General features: G+C 67.7%; 16 protein-coding genes. 12 read left to right on the forward strand and 4 right to left on the reverse strand.

Features of this window, described 5'->3' with window-relative positions; translation table 11 throughout:
* The coding region (locus tag DIE06_RS04995) for a type VI secretion system Vgr family protein (protein ID WP_124660427.1) at nt 1–1715 on the reverse strand (1715 nt) is incomplete at its 3' end.
* A complete protein-coding gene (locus tag DIE06_RS05000) occupies nt 1716–1985 on the reverse strand; it encodes a PAAR domain-containing protein (protein ID WP_260433540.1) in 270 nt (89 codons plus the stop codon). It lies immediately after the preceding gene.
* 232 nt (nt 1986–2217) lie between these two features.
* Between DIE06_RS05000 and DIE06_RS05005 the strand changes: the two genes are divergently transcribed.
* From DIE06_RS05005 to DIE06_RS05040, 8 genes are all read left to right on the forward strand, one after another.
* Nucleotides 2218–2721, forward strand: a complete 504-nt coding sequence (locus DIE06_RS05005; protein WP_124660428.1) for a MarR family winged helix-turn-helix transcriptional regulator — start codon at nt 2218–2220, stop codon at nt 2719–2721.
* 218 nt (nt 2722–2939) lie between these two features.
* Nucleotides 2940–3770: a p-hydroxycinnamoyl CoA hydratase/lyase gene (locus tag DIE06_RS05010; protein WP_124660429.1), complete on the forward strand. Its 831-nt coding sequence runs from the start codon at nt 2940–2942 to the stop codon at nt 3768–3770.
* Between the two features lie 59 nt (nt 3771–3829).
* Nucleotides 3830–5278 (forward strand): aldehyde dehydrogenase, encoded by a 1449-nt coding sequence (locus DIE06_RS05015; RefSeq protein WP_124660430.1) that lies wholly within the window; start codon nt 3830–3832, stop codon nt 5276–5278.
* Nucleotides 5275–7182 (forward strand): feruloyl-CoA synthase, encoded by a 1908-nt coding sequence (locus DIE06_RS05020; RefSeq protein ID WP_124660431.1) that lies wholly within the window; start codon nt 5275–5277, stop codon nt 7180–7182. The genes DIE06_RS05015 and DIE06_RS05020 overlap by 4 nt, the downstream gene beginning before the upstream one ends.
* Nucleotides 7183–7383: 201 nt before the next feature.
* Nucleotides 7384–8589 carry a 3-(3-hydroxy-phenyl)propionate transporter MhpT gene (mhpT, locus tag DIE06_RS05025; RefSeq protein WP_124660432.1) on the forward strand — a complete coding sequence of 402 codons (1206 nt, stop codon included), beginning with the start codon at nt 7384–7386 and terminating at the stop codon, nt 8587–8589.
* A 67-nt stretch (nt 8590–8656) separates the two neighbouring features.
* Nucleotides 8657–9796 carry a porin gene (locus DIE06_RS05030; RefSeq protein ID WP_124660433.1) on the forward strand — a complete coding sequence of 380 codons (1140 nt, stop codon included), beginning with the start codon at nt 8657–8659 and terminating at the stop codon, nt 9794–9796.
* A 28-nt stretch (nt 9797–9824) separates the two neighbouring features.
* A complete protein-coding gene (locus DIE06_RS05035) occupies nt 9825–11549 on the forward strand; it encodes a tannase/feruloyl esterase family alpha/beta hydrolase (RefSeq protein WP_124660434.1) in 1725 nt (574 codons plus the stop codon).
* A gap of 231 nt (nt 11550–11780) precedes the next feature.
* Nucleotides 11781–12398 carry a PolC-type DNA polymerase III gene (locus DIE06_RS05040; protein WP_124660435.1) on the forward strand — a complete coding sequence of 206 codons (618 nt, stop codon included), beginning with the start codon at nt 11781–11783 and terminating at the stop codon, nt 12396–12398.
* 19 nt (nt 12399–12417) lie between these two features.
* Here the strand turns inward: DIE06_RS05040 and DIE06_RS05045 are convergent, their stop codons facing one another.
* A complete protein-coding gene (locus DIE06_RS05045) occupies nt 12418–12894 on the reverse strand; it encodes an Lrp/AsnC family transcriptional regulator (RefSeq protein WP_124615318.1) in 477 nt (158 codons plus the stop codon).
* Nucleotides 12895–13075: 181 nt separating this feature from the next.
* Between DIE06_RS05045 and DIE06_RS05050 the strand changes: the two genes are divergently transcribed.
* Together DIE06_RS05050 and DIE06_RS05055 are read left to right on the forward strand one after the other, a co-directional pair.
* Nucleotides 13076–14344, forward strand: coding sequence for a diaminopropionate ammonia-lyase (locus tag DIE06_RS05050; RefSeq protein WP_124660436.1), 1269 nt, complete (start codon nt 13076–13078; stop codon nt 14342–14344).
* Nucleotides 14345–14382: 38 nt separating this feature from the next.
* On the forward strand, nt 14383–15567 hold the full coding sequence (locus DIE06_RS05055; protein WP_124660437.1) for a M20 aminoacylase family protein: 1185 nt from the start codon (nt 14383–14385) through the stop codon (nt 15565–15567).
* A 51-nt stretch (nt 15568–15618) separates the two neighbouring features.
* Here the strand turns inward: DIE06_RS05055 and DIE06_RS05060 are convergent, their stop codons facing one another.
* Nucleotides 15619–16332, reverse strand: coding sequence for a GntR family transcriptional regulator (locus DIE06_RS05060; protein WP_124660438.1), 714 nt, complete (start codon nt 16330–16332; stop codon nt 15619–15621).
* A 172-nt stretch (nt 16333–16504) separates the two neighbouring features.
* On the opposite strand from DIE06_RS05060, the gene DIE06_RS05065 reads away from it, so the two are divergent.
* The gene (locus DIE06_RS05065) at nt 16505–17803 is read left to right on the forward strand and encodes an MFS transporter (protein ID WP_124660439.1); all 1299 of its coding nucleotides are present in this window, start codon (nt 16505–16507) and stop codon (nt 17801–17803) included.
* A 51-nt stretch (nt 17804–17854) separates the two neighbouring features.
* The gene (locus DIE06_RS05070) at nt 17855–18583 is read left to right on the forward strand and encodes an aspartate/glutamate racemase family protein (protein WP_124660440.1); all 729 of its coding nucleotides are present in this window, start codon (nt 17855–17857) and stop codon (nt 18581–18583) included.
* Nucleotides 18584–18590: the final 7 nt, after the last annotated feature.

Consider the following 18590-nt stretch of genomic DNA (forward strand, 5'->3'; position numbering starts at 1 on the left):
CCTTTCTTCCGGGTGATGCGCCGAAGGTTGCCGAGACTCAGCATCGACGTGCCCGCGTCGCTGGCAATCTGCGTCTGGATTTGCTCCTGCGTATCGTCGATGGCCACATGGCCCGATGCGTTGCCGTGAAATTCCTTGCCGCGCAGCACCGACAGCGCCTGGTTGTGCGGCAGGTCCAGTGCGGGCTGGCGGAATGCGTTGACGGCACTGCCGATAATCACCGGCAAATCCGGGTCGCCGTAATAGTGCGACACGGCCACTTCATGACCGATGCGCGGGATGAACGTCGCGCCCATATCCACGCCTTGCCACGGCGACAGGACGCGCAGCCAGATACCCGAATGCTCATCGTGCCGGCCCTGCCGGTCCCACTGGAACTGCACCTTGACCCGACCATATTGGTCCGTCCAGACTTCCTGCTCGGCGGGACCGACGACGATAGCCTTCTCCGGTCCGCTCATGACGGGCTTGCGAACGCTGCGTTCCAGGCGGAACGGCTCGTTCGTCGGCAGCAGTTCGAACTGTGCGTCAATGCGATAGGTCTGCGCGCCGCCGGTCCGGCCCGCGACTTCCTCGATATCAAGCGCGCACGAAACAACGAGGTATTCACGGTTTGCCGCTTGCTGCGGATAGCCGGTCAACGTAAAGGTGTATCCGACCGTCAGACCGCGCAGATTCCCTTTCCCGTTCGCGCGCCGCCCCGCGCAACGCTGCGCCTCAAGTTGAACGTTTGCGAAGTGGTGCGATTCACGAGCAGGATCGTTCGGCTGGCCCGTCAGCCCTTGCGCGCCCGCGAGCGGCTGACTGTGATCGCCCCAACCGTAAATCTCGCCGTCGGCGCTCGCGGTCGGGCGAGGGTTTTCCGCCGTGGTCGCCAGATCGGCGCGCGGGCGTGTGTAGTCGTAGTCCGTGACGGTCACGCGTCCGGGCGTCAAGCGGCTGGTCACGGACAGCGCGTGAATGTGTTCCTCATCGATACGCTGACCATCGGGTGACAGATAGCGCAGCGTCTCGTAGGCCGCGCCGTGCGGCTGGTGGCCGCCTATCGTGTCGCACAAGACCAGACGGTGATGGCCGTCATCGTGCTCGAACCACCACCAGATTCCCCATTCTTCCCAGAGGCGTTGCAGGAACGCCCAGTCCGATTCAGACGCCTGCCGCTGCACGTCGCGTTTCGGATAGACGCCCCGGAATGCGCCCAGACGCTTATCGACGGGATAGGGATATTTCGAAAGCACCGCGTCGGTGATTTCAACGACGGTCATATCCTGAAACAGGCGGCAATCCTGCGTCAGTGTCGCGCGATAGAGCCACGGCCGCAGCTCCAGTTCGTACAGGATGGAGTCGCGATCCTGACCGGCAATCCGGGCCGCTTCGACCAGCCCGGTTATCTCGCGCGTACCCGCGCCGATGTTGCCAAGTCCGGCGGCGCCGGCCAGCCCCGGAATGAAACGCCCTTTGCCTTCGAGCTGGATCGACACCGTCACTTCGGTGCCGACCATCTTGTCCAGATCGAGATCGGCCGTGCGACTCGGCGAGAACGCATAGGCGTCGTCGGTTCGCAACGTGACGAGGTAGCGGCATGCATCGAGACGGCCAATGGTTTCGATGCCTTGCAATCGAACTGGAACAAAGACCGGCAGTGCATCCATGCCGTAGGTGGGTAACGCCGCGCCGGAGATGGACAGCGTGCGAGCCTGGGTAAAAATCTCCATTTACTCTGCCCCCGCCGTTCGCTGGCCGATGACGATTGCACCGCAACCGGTTTTGTCGCCGCGATATCCAACCAGCCGGCCACGGTGCGTGCGCGGGCCGCTTGCCGGCAGCGGAAAGATGCCGTCGCATTTCGGGCACGTCACGCCATGGCTGTCCAGTGCCACACCCACGCCGAGATGCTTGAGATCCCCGGCGGCTTCGGTGACGGTGCCGCCATGATCGGTGACGTCTCCCAGGCGAACCATTTCGCGATGTTGTGCGTTCTTCAACGGTGACTCGTGCGAGGAATGAAGACGCTCTTTTATCTCGCTCCGATGCGCGGTGCAATTTTCAAGATGGAAAACGATGGTTTTCGATAATTTGATTAGCATATCGATGGATGTCTTCGTACTTATACGAGTCAATCGTAAATAAGGCGCGCGTTGAGATCGATGTCACGGCGATGCAATTCACCCCCCGACCTGCTGGTAAGATGGCCCGCAATCCCATCCTGCCCGCGCCATGAGCTCCACCCCGACCAAGCCCGCGAATCCGAAGAACGCCGCGAAGCACGCCGCCCGTGCGACCGGCGACAAGCCGAAGCCGCGCGTGCAACAGCGCCTGACCTACGTGATCGGCGGCCTCGACCGCCTGCTGCGCCGGCATATGACCGACGCGCTCGCGCCGCTCGGCATCACGCTCGCGCAATACACGGCGCTGTCGGTGCTCGAGGCGCGCGGCGCGTCGTCGAACGCGCAACTGGCCGAGCGCTCGTGGATCACGCCGCAATCGGCAAACGAGGTGATGAGCGTGATGGCCGCCCGCGGCTTCGTTACGCGCGAAGCCGATCCCTCGCACGGCCGCATCATCCTGCTGAAGCTGACCGACGAAGGCGCGGCGATGCTGCGTGAATGCGAAGCCGTGCTGCGCCCGCTCGAGACGCGCATGCTCGGCGACATCTCCGCCGACGACGCCGCGCACGTGCAGCGCGCGCTCGAACTGTTCTCGCGCAACCTGCGCGGCTGACCCCTCCCGAACCTTCCCGGCGCGGGCCCGTGCGGCCCGCGTTCGCTGTGCCGGTCGCCTGACCGTTCCCCGATTCCGTCGTTTCCTCCGCCTTCCGCTCCGGGTTTACACCGGCGCGCGTGACGCTTGCAATATCAGGTAGCCTGATATTAAATGAAGCGGTCCGCAGCAGGAATGCTGCGCACCGAATCGCACAGGAACGAACGACAGGAACCGACATGAGCAAGTACGACAACCGCTGGCAGACCGTTGAAGTGAACGTGGAGGCCGGCATCGCGTGGGTGACGCTGAACCGGCCGGACAAGCGCAATGCAATGAGCCCGACGCTGAACCGGGAGATGCTGGAGGTCCTCGACGCGGTCGAATTCGACGACGAGGCGAAGGTGCTGGTGCTGACCGGCGCGGGCGCCGCGTGGACGGCCGGCATGGATCTGAAGGAATATTTCCGCGAGATCGATGGCGGCTCCGACGCGCTGCAGGAAAAGGTGCGCCGCGACGCATCGGAATGGCAGTGGCGCCGCCTGCGGATGTACAACAAGCCGACCATCGCGATGGTGAACGGCTGGTGTTTCGGCGGCGGGTTTTCGCCGCTCGTCGCATGCGACCTCGCGATCGCGGCGGACGAAGCGGTGTTCGGGCTGTCGGAGATCAACTGGGGCATCCCGCCGGGCAACCTCGTCAGCAAGGCGATGGCGGACACGGTCGGGCATCGCCGCGCGCTGCACTACATCATGACCGGCGACACGTTCACCGGCGTGGAAGCCGCGGACATGGGCCTCGTGAACAGCAGCGTGCCGCTCGCCGGGCTGCGCGACGCGACGATCGCGCTCGCCGCGCGGCTGATGGACAAGAACCCGGTCGTGCTGCGCGCGGCGAAACACGGCTTCAAGCGTTCGCGTGAACTCACGTGGGAGCAGTGCGAGGATTACCTGTATGCGAAGCTCGACCAGGCGCAGCTGCGCGATCCCGAGCGCGGCCGCGAGCAGGGGCTGAAGCAGTTCCTCGACGACAAGGCGATCAAGCCGGGCCTGCAGGCATACAAGCGCTGATACAAGCGCCGACGCAACCGCCAACGCAACCGCAAGAGACAGGCAAGGCAGGAGACGACATGACCGACAGACGGATGCTGATCGCCGGCGAGTGGTGCACCGCCCGCGACGGGCGAACCTTCGACCGATTCAACCCCGCGACGGGCGCGCTCGCGTCGCGCGCCCCGGCTGCCGGCGCGGCCGACGCCGATGCGGCGATCGACGCCGCGCATCGCGCGTTCCCCGCATGGGCGGCGCTCGCGCCGACCGAGCGGCGCCGCCGGCTGCTGAAGGCGGCCGACCTGATGGACGCGCGCATCGACGAGATCATCGCGACCGGCGTCGCCGAAACCGGCGCGACGCCCGGCTGGCTCGGCTTCAACGTGACGCTCGCGGCGAACATGCTGCGCGAGGCCGCGTCGATGACCACGCAGATCGACGGCGACGTGATTCCGTCCGACGTGCCCGGCAATCTCGCGCTCGCGATGCGCGTGCCGTGCGGCGTGGTGCTCGGCATCGCTCCGTGGAATGCGCCGGTGATCCTCGGCACGCGCGCGCTGGCGATGCCGCTCGCGTGCGGCAACACGGTCGTGCTGAAGGCGTCCGAAGCGTGCCCGGGCGTGCACGCGCTGATCGGCGCGGTGCTGGATGACGCCGGACTCGGCGCGGGCGTCGTCAACGTGATCACGCACGCGGCCGCCGACGCCCCCGAACTTGTCGAGCGGATGATCGCGCATCCGCACGTGAAGCGGATCAATTTCACCGGGTCGACGCATGTCGGGCGCATCATCGCGCGCCATGCGGCCGCGCACCTGAAACCCGTGCTGCTCGAACTCGGCGGCAAGGCGCCGGTGCTCGTGCTCGACGATGCCGATCTCGATGCGGCCGTCGATGCGATCGCATTCGGCGCGTTCTTCAACCAGGGGCAGATCTGCATGTCGACCGAGCGCGTGATCGCCGCGCGGCCGATCGCCGATGCGCTCGTCGAACGGCTGACCGAGAAGGCGCGCACGCTGGTCGCCGGCGATCCGCGCGCGGGTCATCCGCTCGGCACGATGGTCGATGCGGCGGCCGCCGCACGTGCCGCGTCGCTCGTCGAGGACGCACGTGCACACGGCGCGCGTTTGCCGCTCGGCTGCCGGATCGAGGGCGCGACGATGCAGCCGGCGATCGTCGACGGCGTGACGCGCGACATGCGGCTCTATCGCGAGGAATCGTTCGCGCCGGTGGTGGCGATCCTGCGCGCGGACAGCGACGACGAAGCGGTCGCGCTCGCGAACGACAGCGAGTTCGGGCTGTCGGCGAGCGTGTTCAGCCGCGATGTCGCACGGGCGATGACGATCGCGCGCCGGATCGAATCGGGGATCTGCCACATCAACGGGCCGACCGTGCACGACGAGGCGCAGATGCCGTTCGGCGGCACGAAGGCGAGCGGCTACGGCCGCTTCGGCAGCCGCGCGTCGATCGCCGAATTCACCGAGTTGCGCTGGATCACCGTGCAGACCACGCCGCGTCACTACCCGATATGAGCGAGGCAACGATGAATGCATCGAAGCCCGCGAGCGGGCCGGTAAACGACACGGACGGCGTGCGCTATCGTGCGGCGGCCGTCGCGGTCGGCGCGGCCGAGATTCGGCGCGCGGAGAACGGCACGTGGTACCTGCGATCGCGCGAATCGCTCGGCGACTACCCGACGCGCCTGACCGACTGCCTCGTGCGCGGCGCGCAAGCGCATCCCGACCGCGTGCTGGCCGCGCGGCGCGGCGCCGACGGCCGCTGGATCGAGATCACCTACGCGCAGATGCTCGACCGCGCCCGCGCGCTCGGCCAGGGCCTCATCGATCTCGGGCTGTCGGCCGAGCGTCCGCTCGCAGTGCTGTCCGGGAACGATCTCGAGCATCTGCAGCTGATGTTCGCGGCGATGCTGGCGGGCGTGCCGTATGCGCCGATCTCGCCCGCATACTCGCTGGTGTCGACCGACTACGGCAAGCTGCGTCACACGCTCGGCGTGCTCAAGCCGGGTGCGGTGTTCGTCGCCGAACGCGCGCCGTTCGCGCGTGCGCTCGACGCCACGTTGCCAGCCGATGCGGCGCTGATCGTCGCACGCGATGACGATGCCGATGCGGACGGCAAGGGCCGCGCGGTGCCGCTGTCGCGCTTGCTCGCCACCGTCCCGCGCACGATCGACGCGATCCACGCGGCGGTGGGCCCCGACCATCTCGCGAAGATCCTGTTCACGTCCGGTTCGACGAAGCAGCCGAAGGCCGTGCCGACCACGCACCGGATGCTGTGCAGCAACCAGCAGATGCTGCGCCAGACGATGCCCGAGCTGACGCGCGAACCGCCGGTGCTGGTCGACTGGCTGCCGTGGAATCACACGTTCGGCGGCAGTCACAACCTCGGCATCGCGCTGTACAACGGCGGCACGCTGTACATCGACGACGGCCGCCCGATGCCGGGCCGCTTCGACGAAACGGTGCGCAACCTGCGCGAGATCGCGCCGACGATCTATTTCAACGTGCCGAAGGGCTGGGAAGAACTGACGGCCGCGCTCGAACGCGATGCCGTGCTGCGCGACACGTTCTTCTCGCGCGTGAAGCTGTATTTCTTCGGCGGCGCGGGCCTGTCGCAGGCCGCTTGGGACCGGCTCGACCGCGTGACCCACGCGCATTGCGGCGAACGGATCCGGATCATGGCCGGCCTCGGGATGACGGAGGCGTCGCCGTCGTGCCTGTTCACGACGGGGCCTCTGATGCGTGCCGGCTATATCGGGCTGCCCGCGCCCGGCTGCGACGCGAAGCTGGTGCCGTGCGGCGGCAAGCTCGAACTGCGCTTCAAGGGGCCGAACGTGATGCGTGGCTACTGGCATGCGGACGTCGATCCGCGCGACGTGTTCGACGACGAAGGGTATTACCGCAGCGGCGACGCGGGCGTCTTTGCCGATCCGGAGCGCCCGGAACTCGGGCTGTTGTTCGACGGGCGGCTCACCGAGGACTTCAAGCTGAGCAGCGGCACGTTCGTGAGCGTCGGGCCGTTGCGCGCGAACGCGGTGTCGAGCGGCGCGCCGTACGTGCAGGACGTGGTCGTCACCGGGATCAATCGCGACGACATCGGGCTGCTGGTGTTTCCGCGCGTCGACGCGTGTCGTGCGCTGGCAGGGCTCGCCGCCGATGCATCCGTGGCCGACGTGCTGCGCGCGCCGGCCGTGCGTGCGGCGTTCGCGGCGTGGCTTGCCGCGCTGAACCGCAACGCGACCGGTGGGTCGACGTTCGTCGCGCGCATCCGGCTGATGGACACGCCGCCGTCGCTCGATCTCGGCGAAGCGACCGACAAGGGTTCGCTGAACCAGGCGGCCGTGCAGAAGCATCGCGCGGCGACGATCGACGCGCTGTACGACCCGGCGCGGCGCGATCCCGATGTGATTTACGCGTAAGTAGAAGCAAACCGAAGCAAGCAGGCATGACGACCGGCCGGCCACGATACCGGCAGGCATTCTTGCGGCCAGTGAATCAGGTTGCCTGATAAAGGCGACCGTTCGGACGACACCTCGCGCGCCGCTTCGCCACTGGCCGGCGACGGCGCGCGGCGGTCGTTGCAGGGCCGACCGACTACAAGACTTGGGACTGGAGACACGATGAACACTTACGTAGCCGAAAAACCCACGGTCGCGACCACGCTCGCGCTGTGTTTCGCGGTCGCACTTCTCGAGGGGCTCGACCTGCAGTCGGTCGGCGTCGCCGCGCCGCGCATGGCGCATGAATTCGGGCTCTCGGTTTCACAGATGGGGCTCGCGTTCAGCGCGGGCACCTTCGGCCTGCTGCCGGGCGCGATGCTCGGCGGTTGGCTGGCCGACCGGATCGGCCGCAAGCACGTGCTGATCGCGTCGGTCTGCCTGTTCGGGCTGCTGTCGATCGCGACCGCGCAGGTGTCGAGCTTCGCGATGCTGGTCGCCGTTCGCGCGCTGACCGGCCTCGGCCTCGGCGGTGCGATGCCGAACCTCATTGCGTTGTCGTCCGAAGCAGTCGACGCACGCTCGCGCAGCAGCGCGGTGGCCGTGATGTACTGCGGGATTCCGTTCGGCGGCGTGATCGCGTCGCTGATCGGCGTGCTGCTCGCCGGCGACGCCGAATGGCGGCACATCTTCTATGTCGGGGGCGTCGGGCCGCTGCTGCTCGCGCCGTTGCTGCTCGCACTGCTGCCCGAATCGCGTGTGTTCCTCGACGTCAGCGCGTCGGGCGCGGCGCGCCCGGGTGTCGCGCAGACGCTGTTCGGCGGCTCGCGCACCGGCACGACGCTGGCACTGTGGCTCAGCTACTTCTGCACGCTGATCGTGCTGTATTTCCTGCTGAACTGGCTGCCGTCGCTGATGGCCGCGAAGGGGCTCGCGCGCAGCCAGGCCGGGATCGTGCAGATCTTCTTCAACATCGGCAGCGGCCTCGGCGTGCTCGGCATCGGCATGTCGATGGACCGCTTGCGTCCGTCGCGCGTGGTCGGCGGCATGTATGCGGGGATCGTGCTGTCGCTTGCCGCGCTGGCGATCGCGCCCGGACTCCTGTGGCTGTCTGCCGCCGCGTTCGCGGCCGGGATGTTCGTCGTCGGCGGCCAGTCGGTGCTGTATGCGCTGGCCGCGATCTATTACCCGACCGCGATGCGCGGCACCGGCGTCGGCTCCGCCGTCGCCGTCGGCCGGCTCGGCTCGGTGGTCGGGCCGCTCGCCGCCGCCGAATTGCTCGCGATGGGCCGCAGCGCGCCGGTCGTGATCGGCGCGAGCATCCCCGTCACGCTCGTCGCGGCCGTCGCCGCGCTGGTGCTGATTCGCCGCCCGCAGGCGCACGACTGACCCATTTCTCTTTCAACCACGAGCGCCGGTAGAGCGCGATTACGACGCAGGTCTGGAGACGAACACCATGAAGCACACCAAAGCCTTGCTGGCGGCCGGCGCATGCGCGCTGGCCGCAACCGGCGCGCACGCACAGTCGAGCGTGACGCTGTACGGGATCATCGACACGGGCGTCGAGTTCGTGTCGCACGCGAACGCGGCCGGTGACCACGTCGTGCGCATGCCGGGCGTGACGGGCGAACTGCCGTCGCGCTGGGGGCTGCGCGGCGCCGAGGATCTCGGCGGCGGCTACCAGGCGGTGTTCACGCTCGAGAGCGGCTTCAACGTGCGCGGCGGCGATCTCGGCCAGGGCGGCCGGCTGTTCGGGCGGCAGGCGTTCGTCGGGCTGAAGGGCGGCTTCGGCACGCTCGCGTTCGGCCGCCAGTACACGATGACCTATCTCGCGCTGCAGGGGGCGGACATCATCGGCCCCGACATCTACGGCCTCGGCTCGTTCGACGCGTATGTGCCGAACGGCCGTACCGACAACGCGGTGACCTACGTCGGCACGTATCGCGGCGTGACGCTCGGCGCCGCGTATTCGTTCGGCCGTGACGGCGCGGGCACCGGCAACTCGCCGGGGCAGGGCACGTGCGCGGGGCAGGTGCCGGGCGACGCGACGCAATGCCGCGACTGGTCGGTGATGCTCAAGTACGACAGCGCGTACTTCGGTGCGGCGGCGTCGTACGAGGAGCAGCGTGGCGGCACGGGCGCTGCCGCGAACTTCTTCGACGGCATCGCGCCGGTCGCCTTCACGAGCAGCGGCGGCAAGGATACGCGCACGCACGTGAGCGCATATGCGCAGGCGGCCGGCGCGCGGATCGGCGCGGGCTGGATCGGGCGGCGCGTGTCGACCGGTTCGCCGGCCGCGCCGGGCGCGCATTCGGACCTGTTCTTCGTTGGTGCGTCGTATGCGGTGAAGCCCGATTTCGTCGTCGACGGCGAAGGCTACCGGATCGTCAACAGCGCGCACGACACGCGCGCGACGATGGCCACGCTGCGCGCGACCTATCTGCTGACGAAGCGCACGGCCGTCTACGCGCAGTCGTCGTATCTGTGGAACAGCGCGCATGCGCGCTACGCGGTCAGCGGCGGCGGGGCCGGCACGACACCCGGCGCAGGGATGGGGCAGCTCGGCGCGATGGTCGGCGTCCGGCACATGTTCTGATCGGGCAGCCTGACGAACGGGAGATATCTTGAACAGGAAATCTGCATTCCTCTGTATCGCGCCGCTGTCCGCCGCGGCCATGCTCGCCGGTTGTGGCGGCGACGATTCGGTCAACTCGGCGCCGACGCATATGAGCGCCGCGACGCCGGCCGCGATGGCGCAGACCTGCGACGCGCTCGCCGCGACGCTGTCGTATGCGAATACGTCGTTCACGTCAGTGACGACCGCGGCCGCGGGCGCACTGAAGGTGGCCGGCAAGCCGATCGCCGAGCACTGCGTGATCGAAGGGAAGATGAACGAGCGTGTGAGCGCGGTGGACGGCAAGACCTACGCGATCGGTTTCGAGATGCGCTTGCCGAAGGCGTGGAACGGCCGCTTCTTCTACCAGGCGAACGGCGGGCTCGACGGCAATATCGTGACCGCGACCGGCGAGATCGGCGGCGGCGGGCCGCTGACCGACGCGCTGAACATGGGCTTCGCGGTGATCAGCTCGGATGCCGGGCACGGCGCCGCACAGAACCCGCTGTTCGGCCTCGATCCGCAGGCGCGGCTCGACTACGGCTACGGCGCCGTCGACGCGCTCACGCCGATGGCGAAGCAGGTGATCCGGCTCGCATACGGGAAGACGCCCGACCGCAGCTATTTCGGCGGCTGCTCGAACGGCGGCCGTCACGCGATGGTCACGGCCGTGCGCAACGCGGGCGACTACGACGGGATCATCGCGGGCGACCCGGGCTTCCATCTGCCGAAGGCAGCGATCGGCGAGATGTACGGCGCGCAGCAGTTCGCGAAGATCGCGTCGGCGACCGGGACGAACGGGCTGCCGGACATCCGCAGCGGCTTCACCGACGCGGAACGCCGGTTCGTCGGTGCGAAGATTCTCGACAAGTGCGATGCGCTCGACGGCACGACGGACGGGATGGTGCAGGACGTCGCCGCGTGCCAGGCGCATTTCAGCGTGGAGACGGACATTCCGACCTGCGCGAACGGCACGCGCACCGGTTCCTGCCTGACGACCGCGCAGAAGGGGGCACTCGAGAACGTGTTCGCGGGCGCGCGCAACAGCGCGGGCACGGCGCTCTATGCGAGCTTTCCGTACGATCCGGGCGTTGCTGCCGGCGGCTGGGCCGCGTGGAAGCAGTCGAACTCGGTCACGCTCGACCCGGCCGCGATGGCGTTCACGTTCATGACGCCGCCGAAAACCGCCGCGACGCTCGCTAACCTCGCCGGCTTCGCGCTCGGCTTCGACATGGACAACGACGCGCCGGCGATCTTCGCGACGAACGGCGTGTACACGCAATCCGCGTGGTCGTTCATGACGCCGCCGGACGAGACCAACCTGTCCGCGCTGAAGTCGCGCGGTGCGAAGCTGCTCGTCTATCACGGCACCGGCGACCCGGTGTTCTCGTTCAACGACACGAGCGACTGGTACGGGCGGCTCGCGCAGGCGAACGGCGGCGACGCGTCGGGTTTCGCGCGCTTCTATCCGGTGCCGGGAATGAACCATTGCTCGGGCGGGCCGGCGGCCGACCAGTTCGACATGCTGACGCCGCTCGTCGCGTGGGTCGAGCAGGGGCAGGCGCCCACCGCGATCGTTGCCGCGGCGCGCGACACGACGAACGCGGTGCCGAACGCGGACGTGCCGACGTCGTGGGGGGCGGGACGCACGCGGCCGCTGTGCCCGTATCCGCAGGTCGCGCGCTACAACGGCTCGGGCGACGTGAATTCGGCGGCGAGCTTCAGTTGTCGGTGACGTAGAGAAAGGGAATGTACCGATGCGCGGAAGCATCGGTACATGCGTCGTCGTTCAGCGTCGGATGGGGCGAGCGTGCCTGTCCGTCCGGACGAAAACGGCGACGAGCCGCGCATGAGGCTCGAGTTTGCCGCCCGCCGCGGCATCCGGGGGATACACTGTGGCGCTTCTCGTCGGTGCGACGCGTCCCGACCGGCGTTCCGCGCCAGGTATCTTTCCTCTGATCCGACCATGCAAACCGTAGCGGTACTCGACTTCGAAACAACCGGGCTTTCTCCGAACATGGGGGACAGGGCGACCGAGATCGCCGTGATCCTTCTCCGCGACGGCGAGATCGTCGACCGCTATCAGAGCCTGATGAACGCGGGCCGCCGCATTCCGTCCGACGTCGTCGCCCTCACCGGGATCACGAACGAGATGATTGCATCGGCGCCGCCGGTGTCGACGGTCATGAAGGAAGCCGCCGCGTTCGTCGGCAGCCATCCCGTCGTCGCGCACAACGCCGGCTTCGACAAGCGGTTCTGGCAGGCCGAGCTCGGGATGCTCGGCATGGCGGCCGAGCATGCGTTCGCGTGCACGATGCTCGTCGCGCGGCGCATCTACCCGCACGCGCGGAGTCACCGGCTGTCGAGCCTGGCCGACATGCTGCGCTTGCCGCAGGCGGGCCGTGCTCACCGTGCGATGGTCGATGCGGAGATCGCGAGCCATCTGTGGTGCCGGTTGCAGCGCGACATCGGCGAGACTTACGGGGTGCGGCAGGTCGATCACGGGCTCATGTCGCGCTTGCAGACGACGAGCAAGGCCAAGGTCGCGACGTTTTTCGGGTCGCTGGCCGCCGACGGGCGCTGAGAGCGGCTGACGCCGGCCGTCATTCGCCGAGATCGACCGGCACCTCGAGCCCGACCTTCACGCGGCTCATGCTCACCAGCGTCTTGAACCGCTTCACGTTGTTGTTCGCGAAGAACAGCTCGCGCGTGAGCGCGTTGTACTGATCCATGTTGCGCACGGCCAGGATCAGCACGAAATCCCATTCCCCGGTCACGTAGTAGCACTGCTGGATCTGCGGGCAGCGCTCGAAGGTCCGCTTCATCGCGTCGAGCTGGTCGATCTGCTCGCTCTCGACCTCGACGTTCACGACGATCGTCAGCGGATGATCGACCTTCTCCGGCGCGACGACGGCGGTATAGCGCTCGATCACGCCGTCTTCCGCGAGCCGTCGCAGGCGGCGGTTCACGGCGGCGGTCGACAGGTTCACGCGGGCGCCGAGTTCGTTCTGCGGCGTGTTCGCGTCGCGCTGGACTTCCATCAGCAGCTTGCGATCGAACGCATCGAGTGGGGTGGGCATGATGGTGCGGCAGCCTCGAAAGAATGAGAAATTTTTGCGTCCGGACCGCCGATTTGGCGATTTTGTTGACCGGCCTGCGCAATATTATTTTTCGGACCGACGGCGAGCGCAACCCGTATGCGCCCGCACCGCATCCACCGACGGGCCGCCCGCGCGGCCCTTTTCCGGAGCCCTTCCCGCCATGCTGATCGCCAATCCCCGCGCGTCGCGCACCGACTATCCCGACACGCTGCACCGCGTGATGAACATCGCCGCGGCCGACGAGAGCGGCGCGTGGCTGTCGCACTGGCCGCTCGTCGGCGCCGCGCGCACGCCGTTGCGCGCGCTGCCGGACCTGGCCGCGCGGCTCGGCGTCGCGCGCGTCAGCGTGAAGGACGAGGCATGCCGCTCGCCGCTCGGCAGCTTCAAGGCGCTCGGCGCGCCGATCGCGCTGATGCGGCTCGTGAAGCGGCTATGCCGCAACGAGGAACTCGATCCGCAGGGGCTCGTCACGGGACGCTACGCGGCGTCGCTGGCCGACCTGACGGTGATCAGCGCAACCGACGGCAATCACGGCCGCGCGCTGGCCGCCGCCGCGCGCGCGATCGGCTGCCGCTGCGTGATCGTGCTGCATGCGCACGTCGACGCGGAACGCGAGCAGGCGATCGTCGCGCACGGCGCGCGGATCGTGCGGATCGCCGGCAACTACGACGAATCGGTCGTGCACGCCGCGCAGCTCGCGGACGCGAACGGCTGGCACGTGGTGTCGGATACGTCGTACGACGGCTACGAGGCGATTCCGCGCGACGTGATGCAGGGGTATGGCGTGATCGCGGCCGAAGCGCTCGCGCAGCAGGCAGCGGGCGATGATGCTGGCGGCAACGGCGGCAACGGCGGCAACGGCGGCCAGCCGTTCACGCACGTCTTCCTGCAGGGCGGTGTCGGCGGTCTTGCGGCCGGTGTCGCGAGTTATCTGTGGGAGCATGCTGGCGTGCGGCGGCCGCATTTCATCGTCGTCGAGCCGCGCCAGGCCGATTGCCTGTACCAGAGCGCGCTCGCCGGGCGCGCGACGAAGGCGACCGGCAGCGTCGATTCGGTGATGGCGGGGCTCGCGTGCGGCGAGGCGTCGCCGCTCGCATGGGATTTCCTCGAACCGTGCATCGACCACTTCATGCTGATCGACGACGATGACGCGGTGCAGGCGATGCGCGCGCTTGCCGCCGGCAGCGAACGCGACGTGCCGTTCGTGTCCGGCGAATCGGGCGCGGCGGGCATCGCCGGGCTGACCGTGCTGATGCGCGACCCGGCGCTGGCACGGCAGGCGGGGCTCGATGCGAACGCGCGCGTGCTGGCGATCAACACGGAAGGCGCGACCGCGCCGTCCGTCTACCAGCAGTGCGTCGGCGAGACCGCCGACGCGGTGCTGGCGCGCCAGCGCGACTGGCTGAACCGCGCGGCCGCGATGGCCTGAGCGGACCCAACGACATGACGATCGACGAGGCAAGCACCATGGACGCACTGGACGCAACGGCGGAAAGCACGCTGCAGGGACAACTGAAGACCTGGCGCCGGCATCTGCACCGGCACCCGGAGACGGGTTTCGAGGAAGTGAACACGTCGGACTACGTCGCGCGGATCCTGACGACGCTCGGGCTCGACGTGCATCGCGGGATCGGCGGCACGGGCCTCGTCGCGAACCTGACGGCCGGCACCGGCACGCGCGCGATCGGCATCCGCGCGGACATGGACGCACTGAACATCGCCGAGCACGCGCCGGGCCGCGAACATGCGTCGCGCACGCCGGGCAAGATGCACGCGTGCGGGCACGACGGCCACATGTCGATGGTGCTCGGCGCCGCGCAGCTGCTGGCCGAGCGCAAGGACTTCGACGGCACCGTGCGCTTCATCTTCCAGCCGGCCGAGGAGCATGGCCGCGGTGCGAAGGCGATGATGGCCGACGGCCTGTTCGAGCGCTTTCCGGTCGACGCGATCTTCGGCGCGCACAACATGCCGGGCATGCGCGCCGGCACGTTCTCGACGCGTGCGGGCGGCATCATGGCGAGCGAGGACAACTTCGTGATCCGGATCGACGGGCGCGGCACGCATGCGGCGCGCCCGCACATGGGCATCGATCCGATCGTGATCGGCTCGCAGATCGTGCTCGCGCTGCAGACGATCGTGTCGCGCAATCTCGATCCCGGCCTGCAGGCCGTGATTTCGTGTACGGAGTTCATCACCGACGGGCTGCGCAACGTGCTGCCGTCGACGGTGACGATCAAGGGCGACACGCGCAGCTATTCGCGCGACGTGCAGGCGCTGCTGGAAACGCGGATGCGCGAGATCAGCGAAGGGATCTGCCGCGCGCATGGCGCGACCTGCACGTTCGAGTACACGCACGAGTTCGCGCCGACGGTGAATTCCGCGGAATGGGTCGACACGGCCGTGCAGGCCGCCGCGCACGTCGCGGGCGCCGACGCGGTGAACGCCGACGTGCAGCCGATGATGATCTCGGAAGACTTCGGTGCGTTCCTGCAGGCGGTGCCGGGCAACTTCGTGTTCATCGGCAACGGCGAAGCGGCCGGACGCGGCGGCGTGCCGCTGCACAACGCGACGTACGATTTCAACGACGAGATCCTGCCGGTCGGCGCGCGTTATTTCGCGGAAGTGGCGCGGCGCGCGTTGAAGGCCGCGTAGCGCGCTGTCGGCAGGCCGCTACGCGGCCGGTTCGCTGATTCGGGCGAGCGGTTACCCTTCGGCCGCCCGCTTGCCCGGCGCGTCGGCCGTGCTGGTGCGATCGAGGATCGCCAGCACTTCGCGCGCGGTGTTCTCCGAATGGCTGCGCAGCACCTGCGGCAGCCGCGTATGGTCGGGATCGGCGAGCGCGGCCATGATCTCCTCGTGCTCATGCAGCGATTCGGCCCAGCGCAGCGTGTCCGTGTTCGCGGCGCCGCGCGCGCGGTGCACCTTCGACATCAGCGACGCATAGATGCCCGACAGCACGGGATTGCCGGCCGCGTCGACGATCATCTGGTGAATCTGCTGGTTCAGCCGGAAATACTCGACGCGCTTGCCGGCTTCGTGGCATTCGACCATCTTCCGGTGCTTCGCCTGCAGCGCGGCGAGCGTCGACGCGCCGATGCGCTGGCGCAGCAATTCGCCCGCCATCGCCTCGAGCCCGTGCAGCAGCTCGAACGTCGACACGAGATCGTCGATGTCGATCGACGCGACGCGATAGCCGATGTACTGGCGATGCGTGACCGCGCCTTCCGCAACGAGCACCTTCAGCGCTTCGCGCAGCGGCGTCTTCGACACGTCGAACGCGAGGCTCAGTTCCTTTTCGTCGATCCGCGCGCCGGGCGGCAGTTCGCCCTCGTCGATCATCACGCGCAGGCGCGCGGCGATCTCCGCGGCCATGCCGCGGGTGCGCAGAAGCAGGGGATTGCGGGGTGTCTGGCTCATGATGGTGCGAGCTTATCACGATATCGGGGCTTACCCTGCACCATCGTAGTTACAAAACAAATTCAATAAAACCAAGCGTTTACGCTAACGGTAATTATAAATTTCTAATCCTATACTCGGCTCAACGTTGCGCGACGTCCTGACCATCCTCGTTCACTCCTGGAGTCCGTCCATGTCTTCAACCTCCGGTGTCGCCGGCCTGACGGTCGGCAAATCCGCCGTCCGCTGGAAGATATTCGTCGTCATGCTGAGCCTCATCGCGATCAACTACGTCGATCGCGCGTCGCTGTCCGTCGCCATGCCTTACATCTCGCAGGAGTTCAAGATCGGGCCGGCGATGGAGGGTCTGATCCTTAGTTCGTTTTTCTGGACCTATGCGGTGATGCAGATCCCGGGCGGGATGCTGGCCGACCGGTTCAAGCCGCGGATCGTGATCGCGACGGCGACGGTGTTCTGGGGCTTTTTCCAGGCGATCGCCGCGCTGTGCACGAACGCGCCGTCGCTGCTGCTCACGCGCCTTGGCCTCGGCGCGTCCGAAGCGCCGATCTACCCGGCCGGTGGCAAGCTCAACGCGATCTGGATGACGCAGACCGAACGCGGCCGCGGCGCCACGCTGCTCGACGGCGGCGCGCCGCTCGGTGCGGCCCTGGGCGCGGTGCTGATCGCCGGCCTGATCGCGCTGCTCGGCTCGTGGCGGCTCGCGTTCGCGGTGGCCGGCGTCGGCACGGTGCTGGCCGGTTTCGTCGCGTGGTCCTACATCCGCAACACGCCGCGCGAGCATCCGGGCGTCAACGACCTCGAAGCCGACTACATCGAGGCATCGCACGCGAGCGACCTCGCGGCCGAGCCGGCCGGTGCGTCGGGCCGCTCGCGCGACTTCTTCAAGTACCGCTCGGTGTGGTGCATGTTCTTCGGCTGGATGTGCTTCAACAGCGTGTTCTACGGGCTGCTCACGTGGATGCCGAACTACCTGCACAAGGTGCACGGCTTCGACATCAAGCAGATGGGCGGCTCGACCTTCATCATCTTTTTCTGCGGCTTCATCGGCGAGCTGCTCGGCGGCTGGATCGCCGACAAGTGGAAGGCCGCGGGCGGCCGCCCGAACGTCGTGATGCGCACGCTGTTCGGCATCGCCGCGGTGATCGCGACCGTGTCGATCTTCTCCGTCGCGTATGTGAAGAGCCCGGTCGCGTGCGTCGCGCTGCTGTCGTCGACGCTGTTCTTCCTGCGCTGGTGCGGGCTGTACTGGTGCATCCCGTCGTCGCTCGGCACGCGCAACAAGATCGGCTTTCTCGGCGGCCTGATGAACCTCGGCGGCAACATCGGCGGCATTACCGTGCCGATCCTCGTCGGCGCGATCGTGCAGTTCACCGGCTCCTACTTCCTTGCGCTGATGGTGTTCGCGGCAGCCGGCGTCGGCCTGCTCGTGTGCTCCAGCGCGATCGACTACGAAAACAAGCTTCCGGTCTGACCGACCCTTTTCACTGCATCGACTGCATTCACTGGTAAAGAGAAATCCATCATGAAGAAACGTACCCTGCTCGGCATGCTCACCCCGTCGTCCAACACGTCGCTCGAACCGCTGACGAGCGCAATGGTCGCCGGCCTGCCGGGCGTGTCCGCGCACTTCGCGCGCTTCCCGGTCACCGAGATCTCGCTGACGGGCCAGGCGCTCGGCCAGTTCGACGACGACAAGATCATCCAGGCCGCGATGCTGCTCGCCGACGCGAAGGTCGACGTGATCGCGTGGAACGGCACGTCGTCCGGCTGGCTCGGCTTCGAGGCCGACGAGAGGCTGTGCCAGCGCATCACCGAAGCGACGGGGATTCCCGCCACGACCTCCGTGCTGGCGCTCAACGAGATCCTGAAGAAGACCCACGCGCACGAGTTCGGCCTCGTCACGCCGTACCTCGACGACGTGCAGACGCAGATCGTCGACAACTATCGCCGCTCGGGGCTGAACTGCATCGCCGAGCGTCACCTGAACCTGAAGGTCAATTTCTCGTTCTCCGAGGTGACGGGCGACCAGATCGGCGGGATGGTGCGCGAAGTCGCGAAGGCCGGCCCGCGTGCGATCTCGATCTTCTGCACGAACCTGAATGCCGCGCACCTGGTGCCCGCGCTCGAGGAAGAGACGGGGATTCCGATCTACGACACGATCTCGACCGTCGTATGGAAGTCGCTGCAGCTCGCCGACTACGACACGCGGCAGGTGAAGGGCTGGGGCCGTCTCTTCAGCGACGTGATCTGAGGCGCGC

It is taken from the genome of Burkholderia sp. Bp8998 (genome assembly GCF_003854235.1).
GTDB lineage: Bacteria > Pseudomonadota > Gammaproteobacteria > Burkholderiales > Burkholderiaceae > Burkholderia.